The 17427-nt window shown below is 55.1% G+C and carries 16 protein-coding genes and 2 pseudogenes; 11 read left to right on the forward strand and 7 right to left on the reverse strand.

Going from position 1 to position 17427, the window contains the following annotated elements:
- On the forward strand, window positions 1–1269 hold the full coding sequence (locus B5E62_RS12265; RefSeq protein ID WP_087174831.1) for an ABC transporter permease: 1269 nt from the start codon (window positions 1–3) through the stop codon (window positions 1267–1269).
- 130 nt (window positions 1270–1399) lie between these two features.
- Window positions 1400–1666 carry a hypothetical protein gene (locus tag B5E62_RS12270; protein WP_087174832.1) on the forward strand — a complete coding sequence of 89 codons (267 nt, stop codon included), beginning with the start codon at window positions 1400–1402 and terminating at the stop codon, window positions 1664–1666.
- Here B5E62_RS12270 and B5E62_RS12275 read toward each other — a convergent pair.
- Window positions 1663–2610 (reverse strand): AraC family transcriptional regulator, encoded by a 948-nt coding sequence (locus B5E62_RS12275; RefSeq protein WP_087174833.1) that lies wholly within the window; start codon window positions 2608–2610, stop codon window positions 1663–1665. The genes B5E62_RS12270 and B5E62_RS12275 overlap by 4 nt on opposite strands.
- Window positions 2611–2811: 201 nt before the next feature.
- On the opposite strand from B5E62_RS12275, the gene B5E62_RS12280 reads away from it, so the two are divergent.
- From B5E62_RS12280 to B5E62_RS12300, 5 genes are read left to right on the forward strand one after another with little or no spacing between them, the layout of a single operon-like run.
- Window positions 2812–3951 carry a Gfo/Idh/MocA family protein gene (locus B5E62_RS12280; RefSeq protein WP_087174834.1) on the forward strand — a complete coding sequence of 380 codons (1140 nt, stop codon included), beginning with the start codon at window positions 2812–2814 and terminating at the stop codon, window positions 3949–3951.
- A 48-nt stretch (window positions 3952–3999) separates the two neighbouring features.
- Window positions 4000–5001, forward strand: coding sequence for a sugar phosphate isomerase/epimerase family protein (locus B5E62_RS12285; RefSeq protein WP_087174835.1), 1002 nt, complete (start codon window positions 4000–4002; stop codon window positions 4999–5001).
- 20 nt (window positions 5002–5021) lie between these two features.
- Window positions 5022–6068 carry a TIM barrel protein gene (locus B5E62_RS12290; protein WP_087174836.1) on the forward strand — a complete coding sequence of 349 codons (1047 nt, stop codon included), beginning with the start codon at window positions 5022–5024 and terminating at the stop codon, window positions 6066–6068.
- Window positions 6069–6075: 7 nt separating this feature from the next.
- Window positions 6076–6909 (forward strand): class II fructose-bisphosphate aldolase, encoded by an 834-nt coding sequence (locus B5E62_RS12295; RefSeq protein WP_087174837.1) that lies wholly within the window; start codon window positions 6076–6078, stop codon window positions 6907–6909.
- 8 nt (window positions 6910–6917) lie between these two features.
- Complete coding sequence (locus tag B5E62_RS12300) at window positions 6918–7976, forward strand: carbohydrate kinase family protein (RefSeq protein WP_087174838.1); 1059 nt, start codon at window positions 6918–6920, stop codon at window positions 7974–7976.
- Window positions 7977–7996: 20 nt separating this feature from the next.
- Here the strand turns inward: B5E62_RS12300 and B5E62_RS12305 are convergent, their stop codons facing one another.
- Together B5E62_RS12305 and B5E62_RS12310 are read right to left on the reverse strand one after the other, a co-directional pair.
- Window positions 7997–9628, reverse strand: coding sequence for a sensor histidine kinase (locus B5E62_RS12305; RefSeq protein ID WP_143468868.1), 1632 nt, complete (start codon window positions 9626–9628; stop codon window positions 7997–7999).
- Window positions 9600–10310: a response regulator transcription factor gene (locus B5E62_RS12310; protein WP_087174840.1), complete on the reverse strand. Its 711-nt coding sequence runs from the start codon at window positions 10308–10310 to the stop codon at window positions 9600–9602. The genes B5E62_RS12305 and B5E62_RS12310 overlap by 29 nt, the downstream gene beginning before the upstream one ends.
- Window positions 10311–10474: 164 nt before the next feature.
- Here B5E62_RS12310 and B5E62_RS12315 point away from each other — a divergent pair, with 164 nt between their 5' ends.
- The 3 genes and pseudogenes from B5E62_RS12315 to B5E62_RS12325 form a co-directional block, all read left to right on the forward strand.
- Window positions 10475–10978: a PH domain-containing protein gene (locus tag B5E62_RS12315; RefSeq protein WP_087174841.1), complete on the forward strand. Its 504-nt coding sequence runs from the start codon at window positions 10475–10477 to the stop codon at window positions 10976–10978.
- Window positions 10965–12491: a PH domain-containing protein gene (locus B5E62_RS12320; RefSeq protein WP_162610305.1), complete on the forward strand. Its 1527-nt coding sequence runs from the start codon at window positions 10965–10967 to the stop codon at window positions 12489–12491. Before B5E62_RS12315 ends, B5E62_RS12320 begins: the two co-directional genes overlap by 14 nt.
- An 80-nt stretch (window positions 12492–12571) precedes the next feature.
- Window positions 12572–12991: pseudogene (locus B5E62_RS12325) on the forward strand (D-proline reductase (dithiol) proprotein PrdA); the annotation flags it as partial.
- 178 nt (window positions 12992–13169) lie between these two features.
- On the opposite strand, the gene B5E62_RS12330 reads toward B5E62_RS12325, so the two are convergent.
- Window positions 13170–13631, reverse strand: a complete 462-nt coding sequence (locus tag B5E62_RS12330) for an Hsp20/alpha crystallin family protein (protein WP_087174844.1) — start codon at window positions 13629–13631, stop codon at window positions 13170–13172.
- 271 nt (window positions 13632–13902) lie between these two features.
- Between B5E62_RS12330 and B5E62_RS17765 the strand changes: the two genes are divergently transcribed.
- On the forward strand, window positions 13903–14388 hold the full coding sequence (locus tag B5E62_RS17765) for a helix-turn-helix domain-containing protein (protein ID WP_087174845.1): 486 nt from the start codon (window positions 13903–13905) through the stop codon (window positions 14386–14388).
- A gap of 153 nt (window positions 14389–14541) precedes the next feature.
- Here the strand turns inward: B5E62_RS17765 and B5E62_RS12340 are convergent.
- The 3 genes and pseudogenes from B5E62_RS12340 to B5E62_RS12350 form a co-directional block, all read right to left on the reverse strand.
- A pseudogene (locus B5E62_RS12340) lies at window positions 14542–15306 on the reverse strand (ATP-binding protein); the annotation flags it as partial.
- Window positions 15307–15902: 596 nt separating this feature from the next.
- The gene (locus tag B5E62_RS12345) at window positions 15903–16109 is read right to left on the reverse strand and encodes a helix-turn-helix domain-containing protein (protein WP_242957902.1); all 207 of its coding nucleotides are present in this window, start codon (window positions 16107–16109) and stop codon (window positions 15903–15905) included.
- Window positions 16110–16190: 81 nt separating this feature from the next.
- Window positions 16191–17201, reverse strand: a complete 1011-nt coding sequence (locus B5E62_RS12350) for a YARHG domain-containing protein (protein ID WP_087174847.1) — start codon at window positions 17199–17201, stop codon at window positions 16191–16193.
- Window positions 17202–17427: the final 226 nt, after the last annotated feature.

Raw genomic sequence — 17427 nt, forward strand, 5'->3', positions numbered from 1 at the left:
ATGAGAGTATTTACAGCAGAGCTGCGCAGGCTTTTAAAGACAAGATCTGTTCTGGCTCTGATGCTGGCGGCCCTTATCCTGGCCCCGGTACTGGCCTATTTTCCTGCCTCTTTTGCGTCCTGGACATACAGGGATGAAAGTGGGCAGGAAGTCCGGGTGGAAGGCCGGGAGGCGCTGAAGCTGGAGGAGGAGAACCAAGGACAGTTCCAGGGGAAGATCACGGAGGATATACTGGAGGCAGCTCTTGCAAGATACAGGGACTTTGCCGCAGGCTACGAGGGCGGCCTTCCAGACGGCATCTACGACGAGCGGGTGACGGCCAGCGATTACTATGAAAAGGTATCCAATGTGGAGGGGATTCTGGGCCGGGTCAGCGAGGCCTGGGCAGATCCGGACACAGGTCTGGCTCCCGGAGCTGAAAATCTGACAGAAGACCAGGTGGCCGGCTTTTACGACCAGTGCAGGAAGCACTTACAGGAACTTCTGTATCTGGAGGGCGGCAGGAATGCCCGCACAGACAGCGCCCTTGCGCAGGCCCGGGCCCTCTACAGCCAGGTGGAGATGCCCTTTACCTACGAGCCCGGTTTCAGCTCCAACGCCCTGGAGTATGTGGGGATCTATGTGTTCCTTCTGGTGCTGATCTGCACCTTTCTGATGGTGCCGGTCTTCTCCAGTGATTATCAGACCCAGGCAGACCAGATCCTTAAGTGTACCCGGGACGGAAAAAGGCCCCTGGCAGCGGCCAGGATCGGCGCCGGTCTTCTCCTTGCAAGTGTGCTCTATCTTGTCTGCATGGCTCTGTTCCTCCTGCTCCTCAATGCCTCCTTTGACTTTCAGGGGCTGGACACCTCCCTGCAGCTGCTTGTGTCGGTGTCCGTGTTCCTGCCTCTTACCGTGGGGCAGATGGAGCTCCTCATCGGGGCGGCGGGGTTTGTCTCCCTGCTGGCCACGGCTGCCTTCACCCTCTTTCTGTCGGGCAGGATGAAGACAGTGGCCTCCGCCAGCATAGCCGCCTTTGCCTTCCTCATCCTGCCCATGGTGGTGTACATGATCCTGAGCGGAAATATAGGAGACTGGCTCCGCTGCCTGTTGCCTGCCGGCGGCGTGGGCATGATAAGCAGCTTTACCTACGCGGCCATGGACACGGGTTTTGCCTACCTGGGCAATACAGCTATCTGGCTCCCGTACCTGATGATGGGCGCGGCGGCCGTGGAATCCATCCTCTTTGCGGTGCTGGCGGGAGTGAGCTGGTGCCGGAGAGACCGCTGAGCTGTCCTGACTGTCTGGATTTTACTTTGAGTTTACAGAGACCTTTCTTTGTCGGGGTAGAACAGAGAATGCGGGGCCGGGTATAATAAAGCCAGAAAACAGGCAGAGTTTATTATCAGGAGGGATGGATATGGCGGTACTGCTGAATGATACAGATATGGAAAGGATGTTGGAGTCGATCAGGCCTGAGGGAGAGACGTACACGGGCAAGGCATGGGGGACGATCATGGAGGGCACAGCGAAGATGCTGGCACTGGGAGCTCTGAGCAATGTGTCCTGCTACGTGGGAGTCACGGAGAGGTCCCTGGTCAATAATTCCGTGACAGCCAGAGTCAAAAATCAAAAGCAGGGGATGCAGACGATCTGCAGCACGCTGGAAAGCGCCTGCGGGGCTTAGCGGGAGCCGCCGGGATCAGAGCTGAGATACTTCTCCAGCGTCACCCGGCTGGCCGCCGGTGACAGGAAGTCCTGGGTGGAGAGCATGGATTTCTGCTGCTGGGACAGCTCCTCGTGCTCAAAGTGCTGTCTGTACTGCCGGGGAGAGCAGCCGAACTGCCGCCGGAACCCCTGATTAAAATATTTGATGTCAGAAAAGCCGCAGGCGATGCTGATATCCAGAAGGGAAAAGTCCGTCAGAAGGAGAAGCTGGCGGGCTTTTTCGCACCTCATTTTCATCACATAGGACTGAAAGGACATGCCGAAGACAGACTTGAAAAAGTGGGACAGGTAGCTCATGGTCAGCCCCAGCTCCCTGGCCATGTCCGTGAGGAGCAGCTTCTCAGAGTAGTGGCTGTCTATGTAGCTGCTGATCTTCCTGACCCGCTGGGCCCTGGTGGCGGAGAGCTGCCGCTCCTTTTCCGAGATGCGGGCGCAGGGAAGATACATGGGGAGCTTCTCGAAAAATAGGCAGATCAGTCCCGCGCAGCGGAGGGCGGAATAGTCCCCGGGATGAAAATAGGCGCTGGCGATGTCCAGGAGCATCCGGGCCAGGGAGGCACGGATATCCGGGTCCTGCCCATCCCGGGCGGGTGCATCCAGGGAGAACTCCATATTTTCTATCTGGGGAAAGACAGCCGCAAAAAAAGCGGGGGAAATCTGCAAAGACAGGATGAGGGCGGGCTGCTCCGCGATCAGCTCATGGCTGGTAAAGGGGTTGATGACCCAGAGACTGCCCTTCTCATAGGTGTACTCCCTTCCCCTGGACAGCAGGCAGACCGTCCCCTCCAGGAGCAGACAGACCTCAAAATCCTTATGTACATGGGGCGTCCGGTAGAGGAGATTGACCATAAAAACCTTGTACTGTCCGGCCCCGTGGGAAATCACTTCAAACTCATCTTTCACTGCTTATCCACCTCCCTTCCAGTATACAGGAACCACAGAAGACGCGCAAATAAAAAAGCTAATTTGTCATAGTCCGAACATGAATTAATCCATGCAGGATATCTTTCCCTGCCCTATAGTAAAGCTATAGGAATCCTCTCAGGAGAGACCGTCAGGAAGCTGACGGGAGACAGGAGAAAGGACGAAAAGGAGGTTGACAGCATGAGCAGTACATTAACCTACGGAATGGTGGGCGGCGGCCCGGGATCCTTTATCGGAGACGCGCACAGGAGAGCGATCAGCCTGGACAGCTCTGCCCGTCTGGTAGCAGGATGCTTTTCCAGGACACCGGAGAAGTCGAAGAGCCAGGGGGAGGCTCTCGGACTTGAACCGGAAAGATGCTACACGAACTACAGGGAGATGGCCGAGGCAGAGGGAAAGAGAGAGGACGGCATTGACTTCGTGGTGGTCGTCACTCCCAATGCCACTCACTATGAGATATGCAAGGCATTTCTGGAGGCGGGCATCCACGTGGCCTGCGACAAGCCGCTGGCCACAGACAGCGCCCAGGCGGAGGAGCTGCAGAGGCTGGCCCAGGAGAAAGGACTTCTTTTCATGGTCACCTACACCTACATGGGACATGTGACAGCCAAGTACATCCGGGACCTCATCAAAGCAGGAGAAATAGGCCAGATCCGCACTGTCATGGCAGAGTACCCCCAGGGCTGGCTCTACAATGAAAATGACTGGGGCGGCAAGCAGGGCGAGTGGAGATGCGACCCGGCCCAGTCGGGAAGAGTCAACTGCCTGGGCGACCTGGGCACCCACGTGGAAAATGCGGTGGCTACCATGACAGGTCTGAAGGTGAAGAGAGTCCTGGCCAAGATGGATGTGGTGGTGCCGGGCAGGAAGCTGGATGACAACGACCAGATCCTGGTGGAGTACGAGGGCGGCGCCACAGGCGTGAACTGGTCCTCCCAGTTCGCCATCGGCTGCGACAACAGCCTGCGGGTGCGCATTTACGGGTCAAAGGGGACCATCCTCTGGTTCCAGGAGAACCCGGAGGAGATGACCCTCATCAGGGAGGACGGCATCGCCCGCACCATCAAGAGGGGATACGGCGCGGTCACCCCGGACGCCGCGAAATACGGCAGGCTCCCGTCCGGCCACACGGAGGGCTGGCTGGAGGCCATGGGCAATCTGTACGACAGCTTTACCCAGTGCGTGGAGGCAAAGGAGGCCGGGACATTTACAGAGGATATGATCGATTATCCCACAGTGGCAGCAGGCGTGCAGGGCATCCGGTATGTGGAGGCCTGCTTAAAGAGCAATGAGAACGGAAACGTGTGGGTGGAGCTCTAGGAGCTGTACTATGATAAAACAGGTAATGTGAGAAAGGAGAGAAATGATATGGCAAGACCGGTAACGATCTTCACAGGACAGTGGGCGGACCTCCCGCTGGAGGAGATGTGCCAGACGGCGCAGAAGATGGGATACGAGGGGCTGGAGATCGCCTCCTGGGGACAGATAGACGTGGAGAAGGCCGCAAAGGATGAGGCCTATGTGAAGGAGCTCAAAGACACGCTGGCCAGATATGAACTGGGATGCTGGGCCATTGGTATGCACCTGCCGGGACAGTGTGTGGGGGATGCAGACCAGTGGGCCTACGATCCCCGTCTGGACAACTTTGCCCCCTCCGCTCTTGCGGGAAAGCCGGAGGAGATACGGGCCTGGGGCACACAGCAGATGAAGTACGCAGCCCAGGCGGCAAAGAACATGGGCGTGGACACAGTCACCTTCTTCATGGGCTCACCTATCTGGAAGATGTGGTATTCCTTCCCACAGACAAGCGAGGAGCAGATAGAGGCAGGCTATCAGAGGATCAAAGAGCTCTGGTCTCCCATCATGGACGTGTATGACGAGTGCGGCGTGAAGCTGGCCCTGGAGGTGCACCCCACAGAGATCGCCTACGACTACTGGAGCACAAAGAAGCTACTGGAGACCTTTGACTACAGACCCACCCTGGGCATCAACTTTGACCCCAGCCACCTGATATGGCAGGGACTGGACCCGGCCATGTTCCTCTACGATTTCGCGGACCGCATCTATCACGTGCACATCAAGGACGCCAAGCTGAACCTGAACGGCCGCAACGGCATCCTGGGGTCCCACATCACCTTCGGCGACCAGCGGAGAGGCTGGAACTTCGTGTCTCCGGGACACGGGGATGTGGATTTTGACAACATCATCCGGGTGCTGAACCAGATCGGCTACGACGGCCCTCTCTCCATCGAGTGGGAGGACAGCGGCATGGAGAGAGTCTTCGGCGGCACAGAGGCCTGTGAGTTCACAAAGCAGATCAACTTCTCGCCCTCAGACGTGGCCTTTGACGATGCTCTCAAGACAGACTAACGGAAAGGAAAAAAGAGACGATGACAAAATTTAAATTTTCAGTGGGACCGTGGAATGTGCACGAAGGAGCGGACACCTACGGGCCGGCTACAAGAAAGACCATACCCATCGAGGAGAAGTTTAAGAAATTCGCAGAGCTGGGCTTCTCCGCCGTGCAGTTCCACGACGACGACGCTGTGCCGAACATCAACGACTACACAGAGGAGGAGATCAAGGAGAAGGCAAGAGAGCTGAAGAAGACGCTGGACAAGTACGGGCTGAAGGCTGAGTTCGTGGCTCCCCGCCTCTGGATGGACGGGCACACCATCGAGGGCGGCTTCATGAGCACCTCCAGGGAGGACAGGGACTATGCCATGTGGAGGGCCTACCGCTCCATCGACATCGCCAACGAGCTGGGGACAGACATGGTGGTCCTCTGGCTGGCCAGGGAGGGCACCCTCTGCGCGGAGAGCAAATCCCCTGTGTGGGCCACGAAGATGCTCATCCAGGCCATCAACAAGATGCTGGAGTATGACCCGAAGATCCGGGTCTGCATTGAGCCCAAGCCAAACGAGCCCATCGACAGGAGCATCTGCGGCACCATGGGCCATGTGATGGCCATCTCGGCCGCAACCATCGACCCCTCCAGAGTGGGAGGAAACCTGGAGAGCGCTCACGCCATCCTGGCAGGCCTGGACCCGGCCCACGAGATCGGATTTGCCATGGCCATGGGCAAGCTGATGACCGTGCATCTCAATGACCAGAACGGCATCCGCTACGACCAGGACAAGACCTTTGGCGTGGAGAACCTGCGCGCTGCCTTCAACCAGGTGAAGGTGCTGAAGGAGAACGGCTACGGCAGCCACGGCGAGTACGTGGGACTGGATGTAAAGGCCATGCGCACCACAAAGGACGAGGACAGCTACAAGCACCTGGAGAACAGCCTGAATATCTTCAAGGCTCTGGAGGAAAAGGTGGAGAGATTTGACTACGATTTCCAGAAGAAATGCGTGGAGAACAGGGATTTTGAGGCTCTTGAGATGTATGTCATGAACCTGCTCATGGGCATCGACCAGACAGGGAGGTAGGAGAAAAATGCTTGTTACACTGAGAGAAGTCTTAAAGGATGCCCGTGAGAAAAAATACGGCGTGGGACTTTTCAACACCGTCAGCCTGGAGATGGCAAAGGGCGTCCTGGGAGCGGCGGAGGAGCTGAAAAGCCCGGTCATCATCGGCACGGCGGAAGTGCTCTTGCCCTACGCCAGCCTGGAGGAGCTGGCCTATTTCCTTGTCCCCATGGCAAAGAAGGCCTCTGTCCCGGTGGTGCTCCACTTTGACCACGGCCTGACGGACACGAAGATCGTGGAGGCCCTGCGGCTGGGCTTTTCCTCTATCATGTACGACTGCTCCACAGACACCTATGAGAACAACATCGCCCGGGTGGCGCAGATGGTGAAGATCGCGTCCATGTTCGGGGCCTCCGTGGAGGGAGAGCTGGGGCACGTGGGCGCCAACGACGAGAGCGCCGGGGACGACAGCATCTACACAGAGCCGGACCAGGCAAGGGACTTTGCCCTGCGCACCGGGGTGGACGCCCTGGCGGTGGCCATCGGCACAGCCCACGGCGCCTACAAGGAAAAGCCCAAGCTGGATATCGGGCGCCTGGCCCAGATTGCCGAAACCGTTCCCGTCCCGCTTGTCCTCCACGGCGGCAGCGGGCTCTCTGACCAGGATTTTAAAAACTGCGTGGCAAACGGCATCAGCAAGATCAATATTTTCACAGATATCAACTGCGCGGCCGCAAAGGCAGCCTACGACAATTACAGCCAGGGCTGCGGCCTCACCGACATCCAGAACCAGATAACGGAGGCGGTGAAGCAGGAGACCATGAAGAAAATGCGCGTCTTCGGAAGCGCGGGAAGAGGGTAGGTGAGCCTATGGCGGGAAAGATCATTGTGGCGGGCCACATCTGCCTGGATATCACCCCTGTCTTTGCCTCTGAGAAGGCCCAGCCCCTCTCCAGCGTCCTGACCCCCGGGAAGCTGGTCCAGATGAAGGATGTCAGCATCAGCACCGGCGGCGCTGTGGCCAACACAGGCCTGGCGCTGAAGGTGCTGGGGGCGGACGTGGAGCTCATGGGAAAGGTGGGGGACGACGAGTTCGGGCGGATCGTCCTGGACCGGCTGAGAGGCTGCGGCGCGGAGGGCGGGATGCTGGTGTCAGAGGACAGCAGCACCTCCTACTCCGTGGTCATCGCTCCTCCCGGGACGGACCGCATCTTCCTCCACAACCCGGGGGCCAACGACACCTTCCGGGCAGAGGACCTGGATTTTGAAAAAATTGCGGAGGCCGATTTCTTCCACTTCGGCTATCCCCCCATCATGCGTCACATGTACGAGGATGAGGGGGAGGAGCTGGCAGGCATCTTCCGCCGGGTGAAGGAGGCGGGCCTTACCACCTCCCTCGACATGGCGGCCGTGGACCCGGACTCTGACGCGGGGAAGGCAGACTGGGGGAAAATCCTGGAAAAAGTGCTCCCCTATGTGGACTACTTTGTTCCCAGCGTGGAGGAACTCTGCTTTATGGCGGACAGACCCCGCTATGAGGAGTGGCTGACCCGGGCAGCAGGCGGGGACGTGACCTCTGTCATCAGCGTGGAGGAGGATATCCGGCCCCTGGCGGAGAAAATTCTGGACATGGGCGCTTCCCGCCTTCTGATCAAATGCGGAACGCCGGGCATGTATTTCACGGACGGGCGGACAGAGATTTTTGAGAGAAGCTATAAACCGGAGAGAGTGCTCTCCGGGACGGGAGCCGGGGACACCAGCATCGCGGCGTTCCTGAAGGCCCGGATGGAGGGGCGCTCCATAGAAGAAAGCCTCCATCTGGCAGCGGCCACAGGGGCCAGCTGCGTGGAGGCCTATGACGCTCTTGGCGGTCTTCGCTCCTTTGAGGAGCTGGAGTGCAGGATAAAAGAAGGATGGGAGAAGCTGTAGGGTGAAGGCCATGGCGCTTGTCACGCCATCACCCTCGTCTCCTCCACTACAGGAAAGGTGAGCTGTACCTTGAACTGGTCGCCGTCCACGGTGACCTGCAGCCCGCCTTTCATGTTCTTTACAAAGCTTTCCGCTATGGCAAGGCCAAGGCCGTGTCCCTCCGTGTTCCTGGACTTGTCTCCCCTGGCGAACCGCTCCATAATTTCTTCCGAGGTAAAATCCATCTCGTAGGCAGCGGTGTTCTTGATGGTGACCTGGACCTGGGAGGCCCGCCGCTCCGCGATGATGTAGATGCGGGTCCCGGCAAGGGAGTATTTCAGGGCGTTCCCGATCAGGTTCTGGAGCACCCGGTACATTTTTTTGCCGTCCCCTGTGAATTTGAGGGGCATCTCAGGCATAGCCTCACGGATGACCATGCCGCTGCTCTTTATGGCGTCCTCCATGTCCCCCAGCGTCTGCTCCAGCAGCTTTTTCATGTCCAGCGTCTCCAGGTGGAGCTCCGCGGTGCCGCTGGTGGACTTGGACAGGTCAAAGATGTCCTGTATCATGTCCTTTAAGCTCTCCATCCGGGAGGACAGCACCTCCACGTAATCCTGTGCTGCGTCGCTCAAGGGCTCCTGCTTTAAGAGGTCCACGTACCCGATCATGGAGGTCAGGGGGGTCTTCAGGTCGTGGGACACATTGGTGATAAGGTCGATCTTCATCCGCTCCGCCCGCATCTGCTTATCCAGGATGGTCTGCAGGCTTTCGCTTATCTCTCCCAGCTGGCAGGAGGCGGGATACAGGTCCGACCTGGCATCCAGGGAGGTGCGGACAGACAGGTCCCCGCCTGCCATGGCCCCTATCTGCCCGAGGAGCTGCCCCAGATCTGTGTAGAGCCGGTTGTTTAAGGCCCATGCGGCTGCCAGAAAGGTGAGGAACTCGCTGATAAGACCCAGGATGATCAGCTCGTCTGCGCCATACCAGGTGGAGAGAAGATAGAAGCACACGATGCCAAGGAGGATGCCCCCTGCCATCAGGGTGTAGGACAGGAGATATTTTGTGCGCAGCTGCTTCTCAAAGGGAGTGGCCTTCTGCCACCTCCGGTACAGCCTGGATATCCAGGAGGTGTCCCCCCATATGCCCAGGAGACGGCGCCGTATCAGCAGGATGAGGCAGCCGAGAAAGAGGAGGGCCAGGGGGAAGAAGAGGAGCGCGCAGCCAAGTGTCAGGCTCTCCAGACCGTAAAAGACGAAAAAGCCTGCCAGGGACTCGGACTGAAAGACCACGGACCTTAGCTCCCCCACCCAAAGAAATCCTGTGAGGATGGCCGCGGCCAGCAAGAGCTCAGCGCTGAGCTGGTCCAGGGCCCGCACTTTTAGCTTTTTCCAGCCATCCGCTCTGGAGCGGAAAAAATGCAGGTAGAGATAGGCGGCCAGCGCCGCTCCCGCCAGGAGTCCAAGGCTCAGGGCGTATGTTGCCCAGAGGGGGGACGAGTAGGAGACGCTGTACCACCTGATGTAAAAATTGTGCTGGTAAATGAACCTGTACGCCGCGAAGGAGGCCACAGCGCCGCCCAGCAGCCAGAGCACAAAGGCGGTCTTCGCCCAGACAGAGACAGATTTCAGTTTTTCTGCTGCGGATTTAATCATATTTTTCAATCTTGTAGCCAATTCCCCACACCACCTTTAAATATTTTGGGTTTTTCGGAGTAATCTCGATCTTCTCCCGTATCCTGCGTATGTGGACCATCACCGTCTTCTCGCCGGCGTAGGCGTCCTCCTGCCACACCCGGCTGTAAATCTGCTCTGCCGAGAAGACGTAGCCCGGGTGCTCCATGAGGAGCTCCAGTATCTTGTACTCTGTGGCTGTCAGCCGGACCGGCTCCCCGTCCACGGTGAGCTGCTTTGCGTTCCGGTCCAGCAGGAGGCCGCCGTTTTTCAGCACATTGCCGGAGACATTGCCATCCCCTGCCGCCGAGCCCAGAGAGAAATACCTTCTCAGCTGGGACCGCACCCGGGCCATCAGCTCCGCCGTGTTGTAGGGCTTTGTCACATAGTCGTCAGCCCCCATGGTGAGGCCGGAGACCTTGTCGCTCTCCTCTGTCTTGGCAGACAGGATGATGACAGGGATGTTGTGCTTCTGGCGGATGCGCATGAGGGCGGAGAGCCCGTTGAGCTGCGGCATCATCACGTCCAGGAGGATCAGGTGGACCGTGTCAGTCTCCAGCCGGTCCAGGGCCTCCATGCCGTTAAAGGCCGTCAGCACCCGGTAGCCCTCCAGCTCCAGGAGCTTGCCCAGGGAGCGGACGATCTCCCGGTCGTCGTCCACCACTAAAATGCTGTATTGTTCCATCGAAAATCCCCTCCGTTTTTGTTTTCAAATGCAGTATAGCAGATGGATATGAGTTTTTTTCTTCATAATTCTAACATTTTTTTTAAGAAATGAGAATGGATTGACCTGACTGTATTATTGTGATAGTATAAAGCGACAAAAGCAATACAGAGGGAGGAAGGAAAATGGTATACGAGAAGCTGTCAAAAAATGCTCTGCGCTGCATGTACGCGGCGGGGGCGGTCACAGGGGTCATCCTGCTGGCTGTCATCGGAGCTGTGGATTATTTCTGGGTATTTCCGGAGGACATTGACGCCGGGAAATGGATTTCTCTCGCAGCGGTCCTTCTGATCCTGGCGGATGTGTGCGTCAGCCCCTGGTTCCGCTTCTGCCGATACCGGTACGGCATCAATGAGGAGTGCATAGACATTGAGGAGGGCTACCTCTTCGTGAAGAGGCATATTGTCCCTATCGAGAGACTCCACAAGCTGGAGATGAAGACGGGGCCTCTGGACCGGGCCTTCGGGGTGGCGAAGGTGATCGTCACCACGGCGGGAGGAGACGTGACCATCGCCTTTCTGGACACAGAGCGGGCGGAGCGGATTGCGGATACTCTCAAGAAGCGGATCAATGAGATCGTCGTGGAGCAGAGAGAAGAGAGGCGGGAGACGGACCATGGAAGAGAATAGAAGGTTCAGAAATCATGTATCTGTGGTGGCTGAGCGGGTGGGAGCCGGGACCTATGCCCTGCTGGCGGTCCTGGCGGGCATCTTCATCCAGAACGCGGACGAGCTGCTGGACGTGGGAGGCTCCCTGCTGGCGGACAGGAGAGCCCTGCTGGGGCTTTTTATCTGTCTCGGTCTTCTGGCTGTCAGCCTTGGGAAGGCTATGTGGACCTGGTCAAAGACGTGGATATCTATCCAGGACCAGGCCATTGTCATTGACAAGCACACGCTCAATGGTTCACAGAACACCATTGGTATCAGAAATATTTCCAATATCAACCTGGAGCAGAATCTGTTTGAGATGCTCATGGGGACCTGCAAGGTCAAGCTGGACACCGGGAGCCTTTCTACTGCCAACAGCACGGATGTGACCATTGTCCTGAAAAAGGCGAAGGCGGAGGCCTTTAGGGCTGAGGTGGAGTCCCTGCTGAGAGGGGAGCGGGCGGCAGCGGCCGCACCGGGTGAAGAAGAGGAGACCTACGACTTCCGGGCCGGCTCCGGGGACATCATCCGCCACGGCGTCTGCTCCATGAGCGTGCTGTCTCTCCTGGCTGTGATACTGGGCCTTGTGGGCGCTGTGGTCATGGCGGCGGAGGCCCTGGGAGAGGAGCATGTCCTGGACTCCCTCCTCCGGTCCGCGGTGAGCTTCCTGGCAGCCATCGCCATCATCCTGTCCGCTGTGTGGGACATTGTGAAGGACTTTGTGCGGTATCTGGATTTCCGGGTGAAGCGGCAGCGGGACCGGATCTGTATCCGCTACGGCGTGCTGAAGAAGGTGGAGTACACCATCCCCGTGGACATGATACAGGCACTGAAGCTGCGCCAGACGCTGATCGCCCGCCTGCTGGGGAAATACATGGCGGAGATCGTGAATGTAGGTATGGGGGATGACAAGGGGGAGCAGAATTCCTTTCTCATCCTCTACGGCTCAGAGAGAGAGGTGTGCGAGAAGCTGAGAACCATCCTGCCGGAGTTTGTCGATATCGCGGCCCTGCAGGTCCAAAGGCAGCCCCGGTCCGCCTGGGCGGCCTGGATGTGGCCTCTTGCCATATATGAGATATGCCTGGCTGTGGCGGGCGCGCTGGCCTTCCTGTGGCTGCCGGGGTATGTTCCGGCAGAGTACATACAGCTGTATCACAGGGTGGCGGCAGCCGGCCTCGTTCTCCTCGCGGCAGCCGGTCCCGTAGTCCTTGCCCTGCGCTATCAGAGTTCCGGCTTTGTCATGAGTGACGGCTTTGTCAAGGCCGCCTCCGGCTGTTTCGGGCGCAGGGTGGTGGCTGTCAGGTATGCGAATGTGCAGCACGTGACCCTGGAGCAGAATTTTATAGCCCGCGCCTGCGGGATATGCAAGGGGACTCTCCACCTCCTGGCGGGAGCGGGGGACATGGCGCAGACTCTTCCCTATTTTGATATCCGGCAGGCAGACCGGATGAGGGAGAGGATGTGCGGCAGGCACAGTGATAGAGGCCATCTATAAGTGCATGTGTAAAATCAATTGGCTTTTATGCTCCGAAATTACTATACTTAGAGATAGAAAAGCAATAGGAGGTAATGGAAATGTCAATTACAGCGGAAACCGCAAAACAGCATGAAAATGATCCGGCAGTGCTTTGCTGCAGGGCGGAGGCAGGCATCACCATCGAGCCCGCAAACCTCGAAGATCCTGCTATTTTTGACGAGCTGGTTGACTCCGGACTGCTGTCTTTGGACGGATGCCTGAAGATCAAACAGGTGCTTGGCGCAAAACTTACCAAGACAAGCGACTCCTTATGTCCGCTTACACCAGACAATGTGGAGGGATACAAGGACGACAACGGCGAGGAAGAAGCGCCGCAGGAGGAGACAGCCCAGGAAACGCCGGCAGCAGCGGCAGTGGAGGCAGCTGCCAGCATGCAGGGAGCAGTTACGACCATCAAGAGCGGTAAGGTTGTGATCTCTATCAAGGAAGGAAAGGATATCTATCTGGAACTTCCTATTTAACCGTGAAGCCGGCAGAGAAAAATGGGGTGAAATGATCTGTCGCAGGCTCGCATATCTGAATTGTTTTTTGTTGCTATGGAATGATAAAATAAGGCATAAGAAAGGCGGCTCCCTTGCGGGAACCGCCCATTCCATCTGCGGGGAAATCATCCTCCGGGAAAAATCCTTTGGAAAATTATCCTTCGATGGCAATGTAGTCGTTCTTTTCAACGGCCTTTGCGTCCTTCTTCGGAACAGTCAGCTTCAGGATACCGTCCTCGTATCTGGCCTTGATCTCATCCTGGGTCACGCCTTCGCCCACATAGAAGCTTCTGCTCATGGCGCCTGCGTAGCGCTCCCTGCGGATGTATTTGCCCTTCTTATCCTTCTCGTCCTTGTCAAGTCCCTTGGCGGCGGAGATGGTAAGGTATCCGTTCTCCAGTTTGGCGTTAATCTCATCCTTCTTAAATCCGGGCAGGTCAATGTCTACCTCGTAGCTGCCGTCCGTCTCCTTCACATCGGTCTTCATCATATTTTTAGCATGCTTTCCATATAACGGGTTCTTCTTGCCAAAGAAGTATCTGTCAAGATCATCGTCAAATGGGAAGTCCATCCAGTCATCAAATAAGTTTTCTCCAAAAATACTAGGCATCATCATAAGTCATATCTCCTTTCAAAAGATCATATGTTGCAATTGTTAGCACTGTCGGAGAAATCCGAGGTGTCGAGTTATCAGAACATCGGAAGCGGTCCAGACTGCCGGAGCGAGGCTCCTTTTTGAACCCTCTTCATTTGTTCTAGTTGTACTATAACACTTATTATCAGCACTGTCAACTATTGAGTGCTGATTTTTGAAAATTTTTTGCAGGGGGGTTAAAACTGGATACAGAAGCCTCTGAAATTTTTTATATTTAGATTGGAGGCTTACTATGGCTATTAATCATATTGGTGATCGTAAACATCTTACTCTTGATGATAGGATCCGCATCGAAACTTTGATCGAACAGGGCGCAAATTTCTCCCGGATCGCTAAAGAACTGGCAAAGTCTTCTTCCACTATCTCTAAAGAAATACGCCGTCATCGTTTCCTTGTCCCTCATTATCATGACTCCTCTAACAGGAGAAGATCTGAATGCGTTTTTTATGAGGACTGCAACGTCCAGGGACTGTGCGGAAACAACGCCTGCTCTTTTCTCTGCTCTCGCTGCAGGAGCAGGCGCTGTACTTTATATTGCTCCAGTTTTCAGGGAAGACTCTGCGACCGGCTCCTTAAGCCACCCTATGTATGCAATGCCTCTATGATAAATTTTATCTTGCATTTTACTACACCATTTACTACACTATTTCCGCAAAAAAATACACCATTTGACACTCCCAGACAAAAAGACAGAACCCGCAGAAACCTTGTAAAATAAGACCCCACGGGCTCTGACACCTTCCGGTCCGTTCGGCCTTGTAAACGGACACCTGTGCCATATTCGGCGGACAGTCTGCGACATAATTAGCGGATAAGTAAGGACACATTAACCAGACAGGTCTTGCATTACTTTGTCTGTATCCATGCGGCATTATCTCCCTTCCGCATTTTTTACATAAATTGTGCTTCGTGCCGCGCCCTCTTTTCTCAAATAAGCACTCTCAACCATATTCATTAAAACAGCTCTTGCTCTACGCTGTTTTACTCCTAAAAGCTCTGCTGCCTTGGCTGTCGTAATGAAGTTATTTTTCAATACATATTTAAAAATCTGCTGCTCCTGCTCATTATCCGGCAGTTTCGCCATCGTATCCGGCATTTTTTTCGCACTATCCGGTACTTTTTCAACAGTATCCGGCACTCCATCGGCACTATTCGGCACTTCCCCCGTAGTATCTGGCACTTTATTGGCATTAATAAAGTCATTATGATCCTTGGTTTCAACCTGTCCACGATAGATATTAATACGTAAATCAACCTCGCCGCCAATAAACTCCGGCTCCCGCAGTCCGGCAGCTTTTACTTTATCAAAAATTCTCGGAATGCCGCTTCCCCAATGCTCGATCAGATTCATATACGCAAAGGCATGAGCAAGAGCTTTATTTCTGATTTTGGAATAGCCTTCTTTCATACGCTCCATAGTTTGTCCCATTGGCAGCTTTCCCGGGGAAGTGATTTCCAAGCGGTTATCATACACCGCAACCTGTATCGTACCATGATCCAAATAACTACGATGCACCATGGCATTGATAATCAACTCACGAATAGCATCCGGTGGAATCTCATAAACATCCTGGCGATAAATCCCCACAATGGTAGCTCCCAGGTGAATATTTCGCAGAACAAACTGAAATGCTTCCCCTCCGATACCATTTGCAAATGCAACTACAGACTTCATATATTTGATGCTTTTCTCCGGCAGGCTCTCTTTGAACTCCACATTCTTAGATTCCCCTGCAAGATTTTCTTCTATGGTCATCCTGACACCTCGCTTTCTTTGACAGTCCTAAATCTTGAATATTATCTTCGTTTATTTCTATAGAATCATATCAAGTACTCCGCTATGTTGGATAAAATTATCACTTTATCTTTTTTTCAAATATGATTTTTCCTTCTCATTATCGTTCTTATACGAATTCATTAATTTCCGGTCATTCATACATTTTCTTCTTAATTTTATCAAATCCTCCTACTTTTCGCTATCCCCTTATTTTTCATCCCTCTCCGTATCTTCCGAAGTCACCCCACTACACCATTTACTACACCATTTCCGCAAAAAACCACACCATTTGACACTCCCAGACAAAAAGACAGAACCCGCAGAACCCTTGTAAAATAAGGCTCCACGGGCTCTGACACCACAGGGAAAAACCACCCGCTCCACAGCAAGAGGTGAGTGCTAATTTTTTTGATATTTTTTTGCCCCGGGTTTTTTTGCCTTTTTTGCAGGCATTTTTATGAAAGCGCTGTTACAGTTATCCCCAGTACGTCAGCGATGGGAATGAGCAGTGTGACATTGGGCATGCTGTTTCCCCGTTCCCACTTGCTGACGGTTTTATCCGAGACAAACAGCCTGTCGGCCAATTCCTTCTGTGTCATGGATTTTTCTTTTCGCAGGTCGCTCAGAAATTGTCCGAACTTTTCATTGTCGATCTGGTACATCTGTTTACACCTCCTGCGCCTATTTTACCCCTCGTATGGCACGGAAGGCAATCTACCGGCAGGAGAGTTGTGCATTTTATATCAATTTGCGTCAAGCCGATACCCATTGGGGTCCATGGCATACTCCGCATTGGATAGGAACTGTGCGTTCTGCTTTTCCACGTCAGACAGGACAGACTCGCTGAAGGCTTCCGGGGAGACGGTCCCGCTGTACCAGCTCTGTCTGTTGAAATAGTCCTGGAGCTCCCGGGAGTTGAACATCCGCCCGTGGCGCGCGTAAATCTCATTTTTGGCATAGTTGACCTCCTGGAGAGACAGGCCGCTTAAGTCGCTCTCTGTGAGGAGCCGGGCGCTGCTCTGGGGAAGGATGTAGCCGCCAGCGGCGGTATCAGTGGAAGAAGAGTCATCTTCAGGCTCCGACTGGCTCTTCTCGTAAGCCGCGATCAGGTCCTTCCCGTCCCCGTCAGAAATCTCATAGGGCATGATGTACAGCTCGCCGCTGTCAATGTACATCTGTCCGTCAACCCGGACCTTCTGGTTGGAGCTGAGCTCATCCAGCATGCCATCCGGGAGAAGGGAGTCGTCAATGGAGGCCCTGTCTATGTCCTCCAGAAGGATTTCCGTTCCATCTGGATTTCTCCCGTAAAAGGACAATCCGTCATCCCAGCGGAGGAGCTTCTGGTTTCCCGCTGCGCTCCTGATATATCCATCCAGGCGGAGCTGGCCACTGGTCGTCAGGTTGAAATCCGCGTCAGAGGGGTCTATATCCTCCTCTGTCTCCGGGGCGGCCCCATCCTCAGCCTCCGTGTCATCCCCTGCGGGTTTCTCTGCCTCCGCGGTCTGGCCTCCGGAGGAGTCCTTTTCGGGAGTGCGGATGGAGAAAAATACAGCTCCGGATATGGCGAGCACAAGGAATGCCGCGCCGGCCGCTATCAGCAGGGGGGGTTTTTTCTTTCTCCGGGGCTTACGCTCGTCCGGGTCCTCCGGAAGATTGAGGGAGGGGTCCAGGGGCATGTCATCCAGTCTTTCGCCGCACTCGGCGCAGAAGGTGGAGTCGTCAGGAGTCTCCTGACCACAGTAAGGGCATTTCATGGCAGTATCCGTCCTTTCATAGGTTTTGATCAAAGATACTTTGATTATACATTTTGCTTCAAAAGCCGTCTATAAAAACCTTTATCTACTCTGCGCATCTTTATACGCGCTGAAGTGAAAAGTTTATTTCCACTTTGATGGGGGCAAAGTGGATTTTAGTCTTTCACTCATTTCCACTTCCACAAATGCGGCATTTAGTCTTACACTTTTCATGTTAGGCAGTCGC

It is taken from the genome of Lachnoclostridium sp. An118, from assembly GCF_002160985.1.
GTDB classification, from domain to species: Bacteria; Bacillota; Clostridia; order Lachnospirales; family Lachnospiraceae; genus Claveliimonas; species Claveliimonas stercoravium.

Coding starts and splice junctions, on each gene's coding strand:
- B5E62_RS12330 (WP_087174844.1), bottom strand. CDS start 13,631: ATGATGATGCCTAGTATTTTTGGAGAAAACTTATTTGATGACTGGATG.
- B5E62_RS12320 (WP_162610305.1), top strand. CDS start 10,965: ATGGAAGAGAATAGAAGGTTCAGAAATCATGTATCTGTGGTGGCTGAG.
- B5E62_RS12285 (WP_087174835.1), top strand. CDS start 4,000: ATGGCAAGACCGGTAACGATCTTCACAGGACAGTGGGCGGACCTCCCG.
- B5E62_RS12265 (WP_087174831.1), top strand. CDS start 1: ATGAGAGTATTTACAGCAGAGCTGCGCAGGCTTTTAAAGACAAGATCT.
- B5E62_RS17765 (WP_087174845.1), top strand. CDS start 13,903: ATGGCTATTAATCATATTGGTGATCGTAAACATCTTACTCTTGATGAT.
- B5E62_RS12280 (WP_087174834.1), top strand. CDS start 2,812: ATGAGCAGTACATTAACCTACGGAATGGTGGGCGGCGGCCCGGGATCC.
- B5E62_RS12350 (WP_087174847.1), bottom strand. CDS start 17,201: ATGAAATGCCCTTACTGTGGTCAGGAGACTCCTGACGACTCCACCTTC.
- B5E62_RS12290 (WP_087174836.1), top strand. CDS start 5,022: ATGACAAAATTTAAATTTTCAGTGGGACCGTGGAATGTGCACGAAGGA.
- B5E62_RS12310 (WP_087174840.1), bottom strand. CDS start 10,310: ATGGAACAATACAGCATTTTAGTGGTGGACGACGACCGGGAGATCGTC.
- B5E62_RS12295 (WP_087174837.1), top strand. CDS start 6,076: ATGCTTGTTACACTGAGAGAAGTCTTAAAGGATGCCCGTGAGAAAAAA.
- B5E62_RS12270 (WP_087174832.1), top strand. CDS start 1,400: ATGGCGGTACTGCTGAATGATACAGATATGGAAAGGATGTTGGAGTCG.
- B5E62_RS12300 (WP_087174838.1), top strand. CDS start 6,918: ATGGCGGGAAAGATCATTGTGGCGGGCCACATCTGCCTGGATATCACC.
- B5E62_RS12345 (WP_242957902.1), bottom strand. CDS start 16,109: ATGTACCAGATCGACAATGAAAAGTTCGGACAATTTCTGAGCGACCTG.
- B5E62_RS12315 (WP_087174841.1), top strand. CDS start 10,475: ATGGTATACGAGAAGCTGTCAAAAAATGCTCTGCGCTGCATGTACGCG.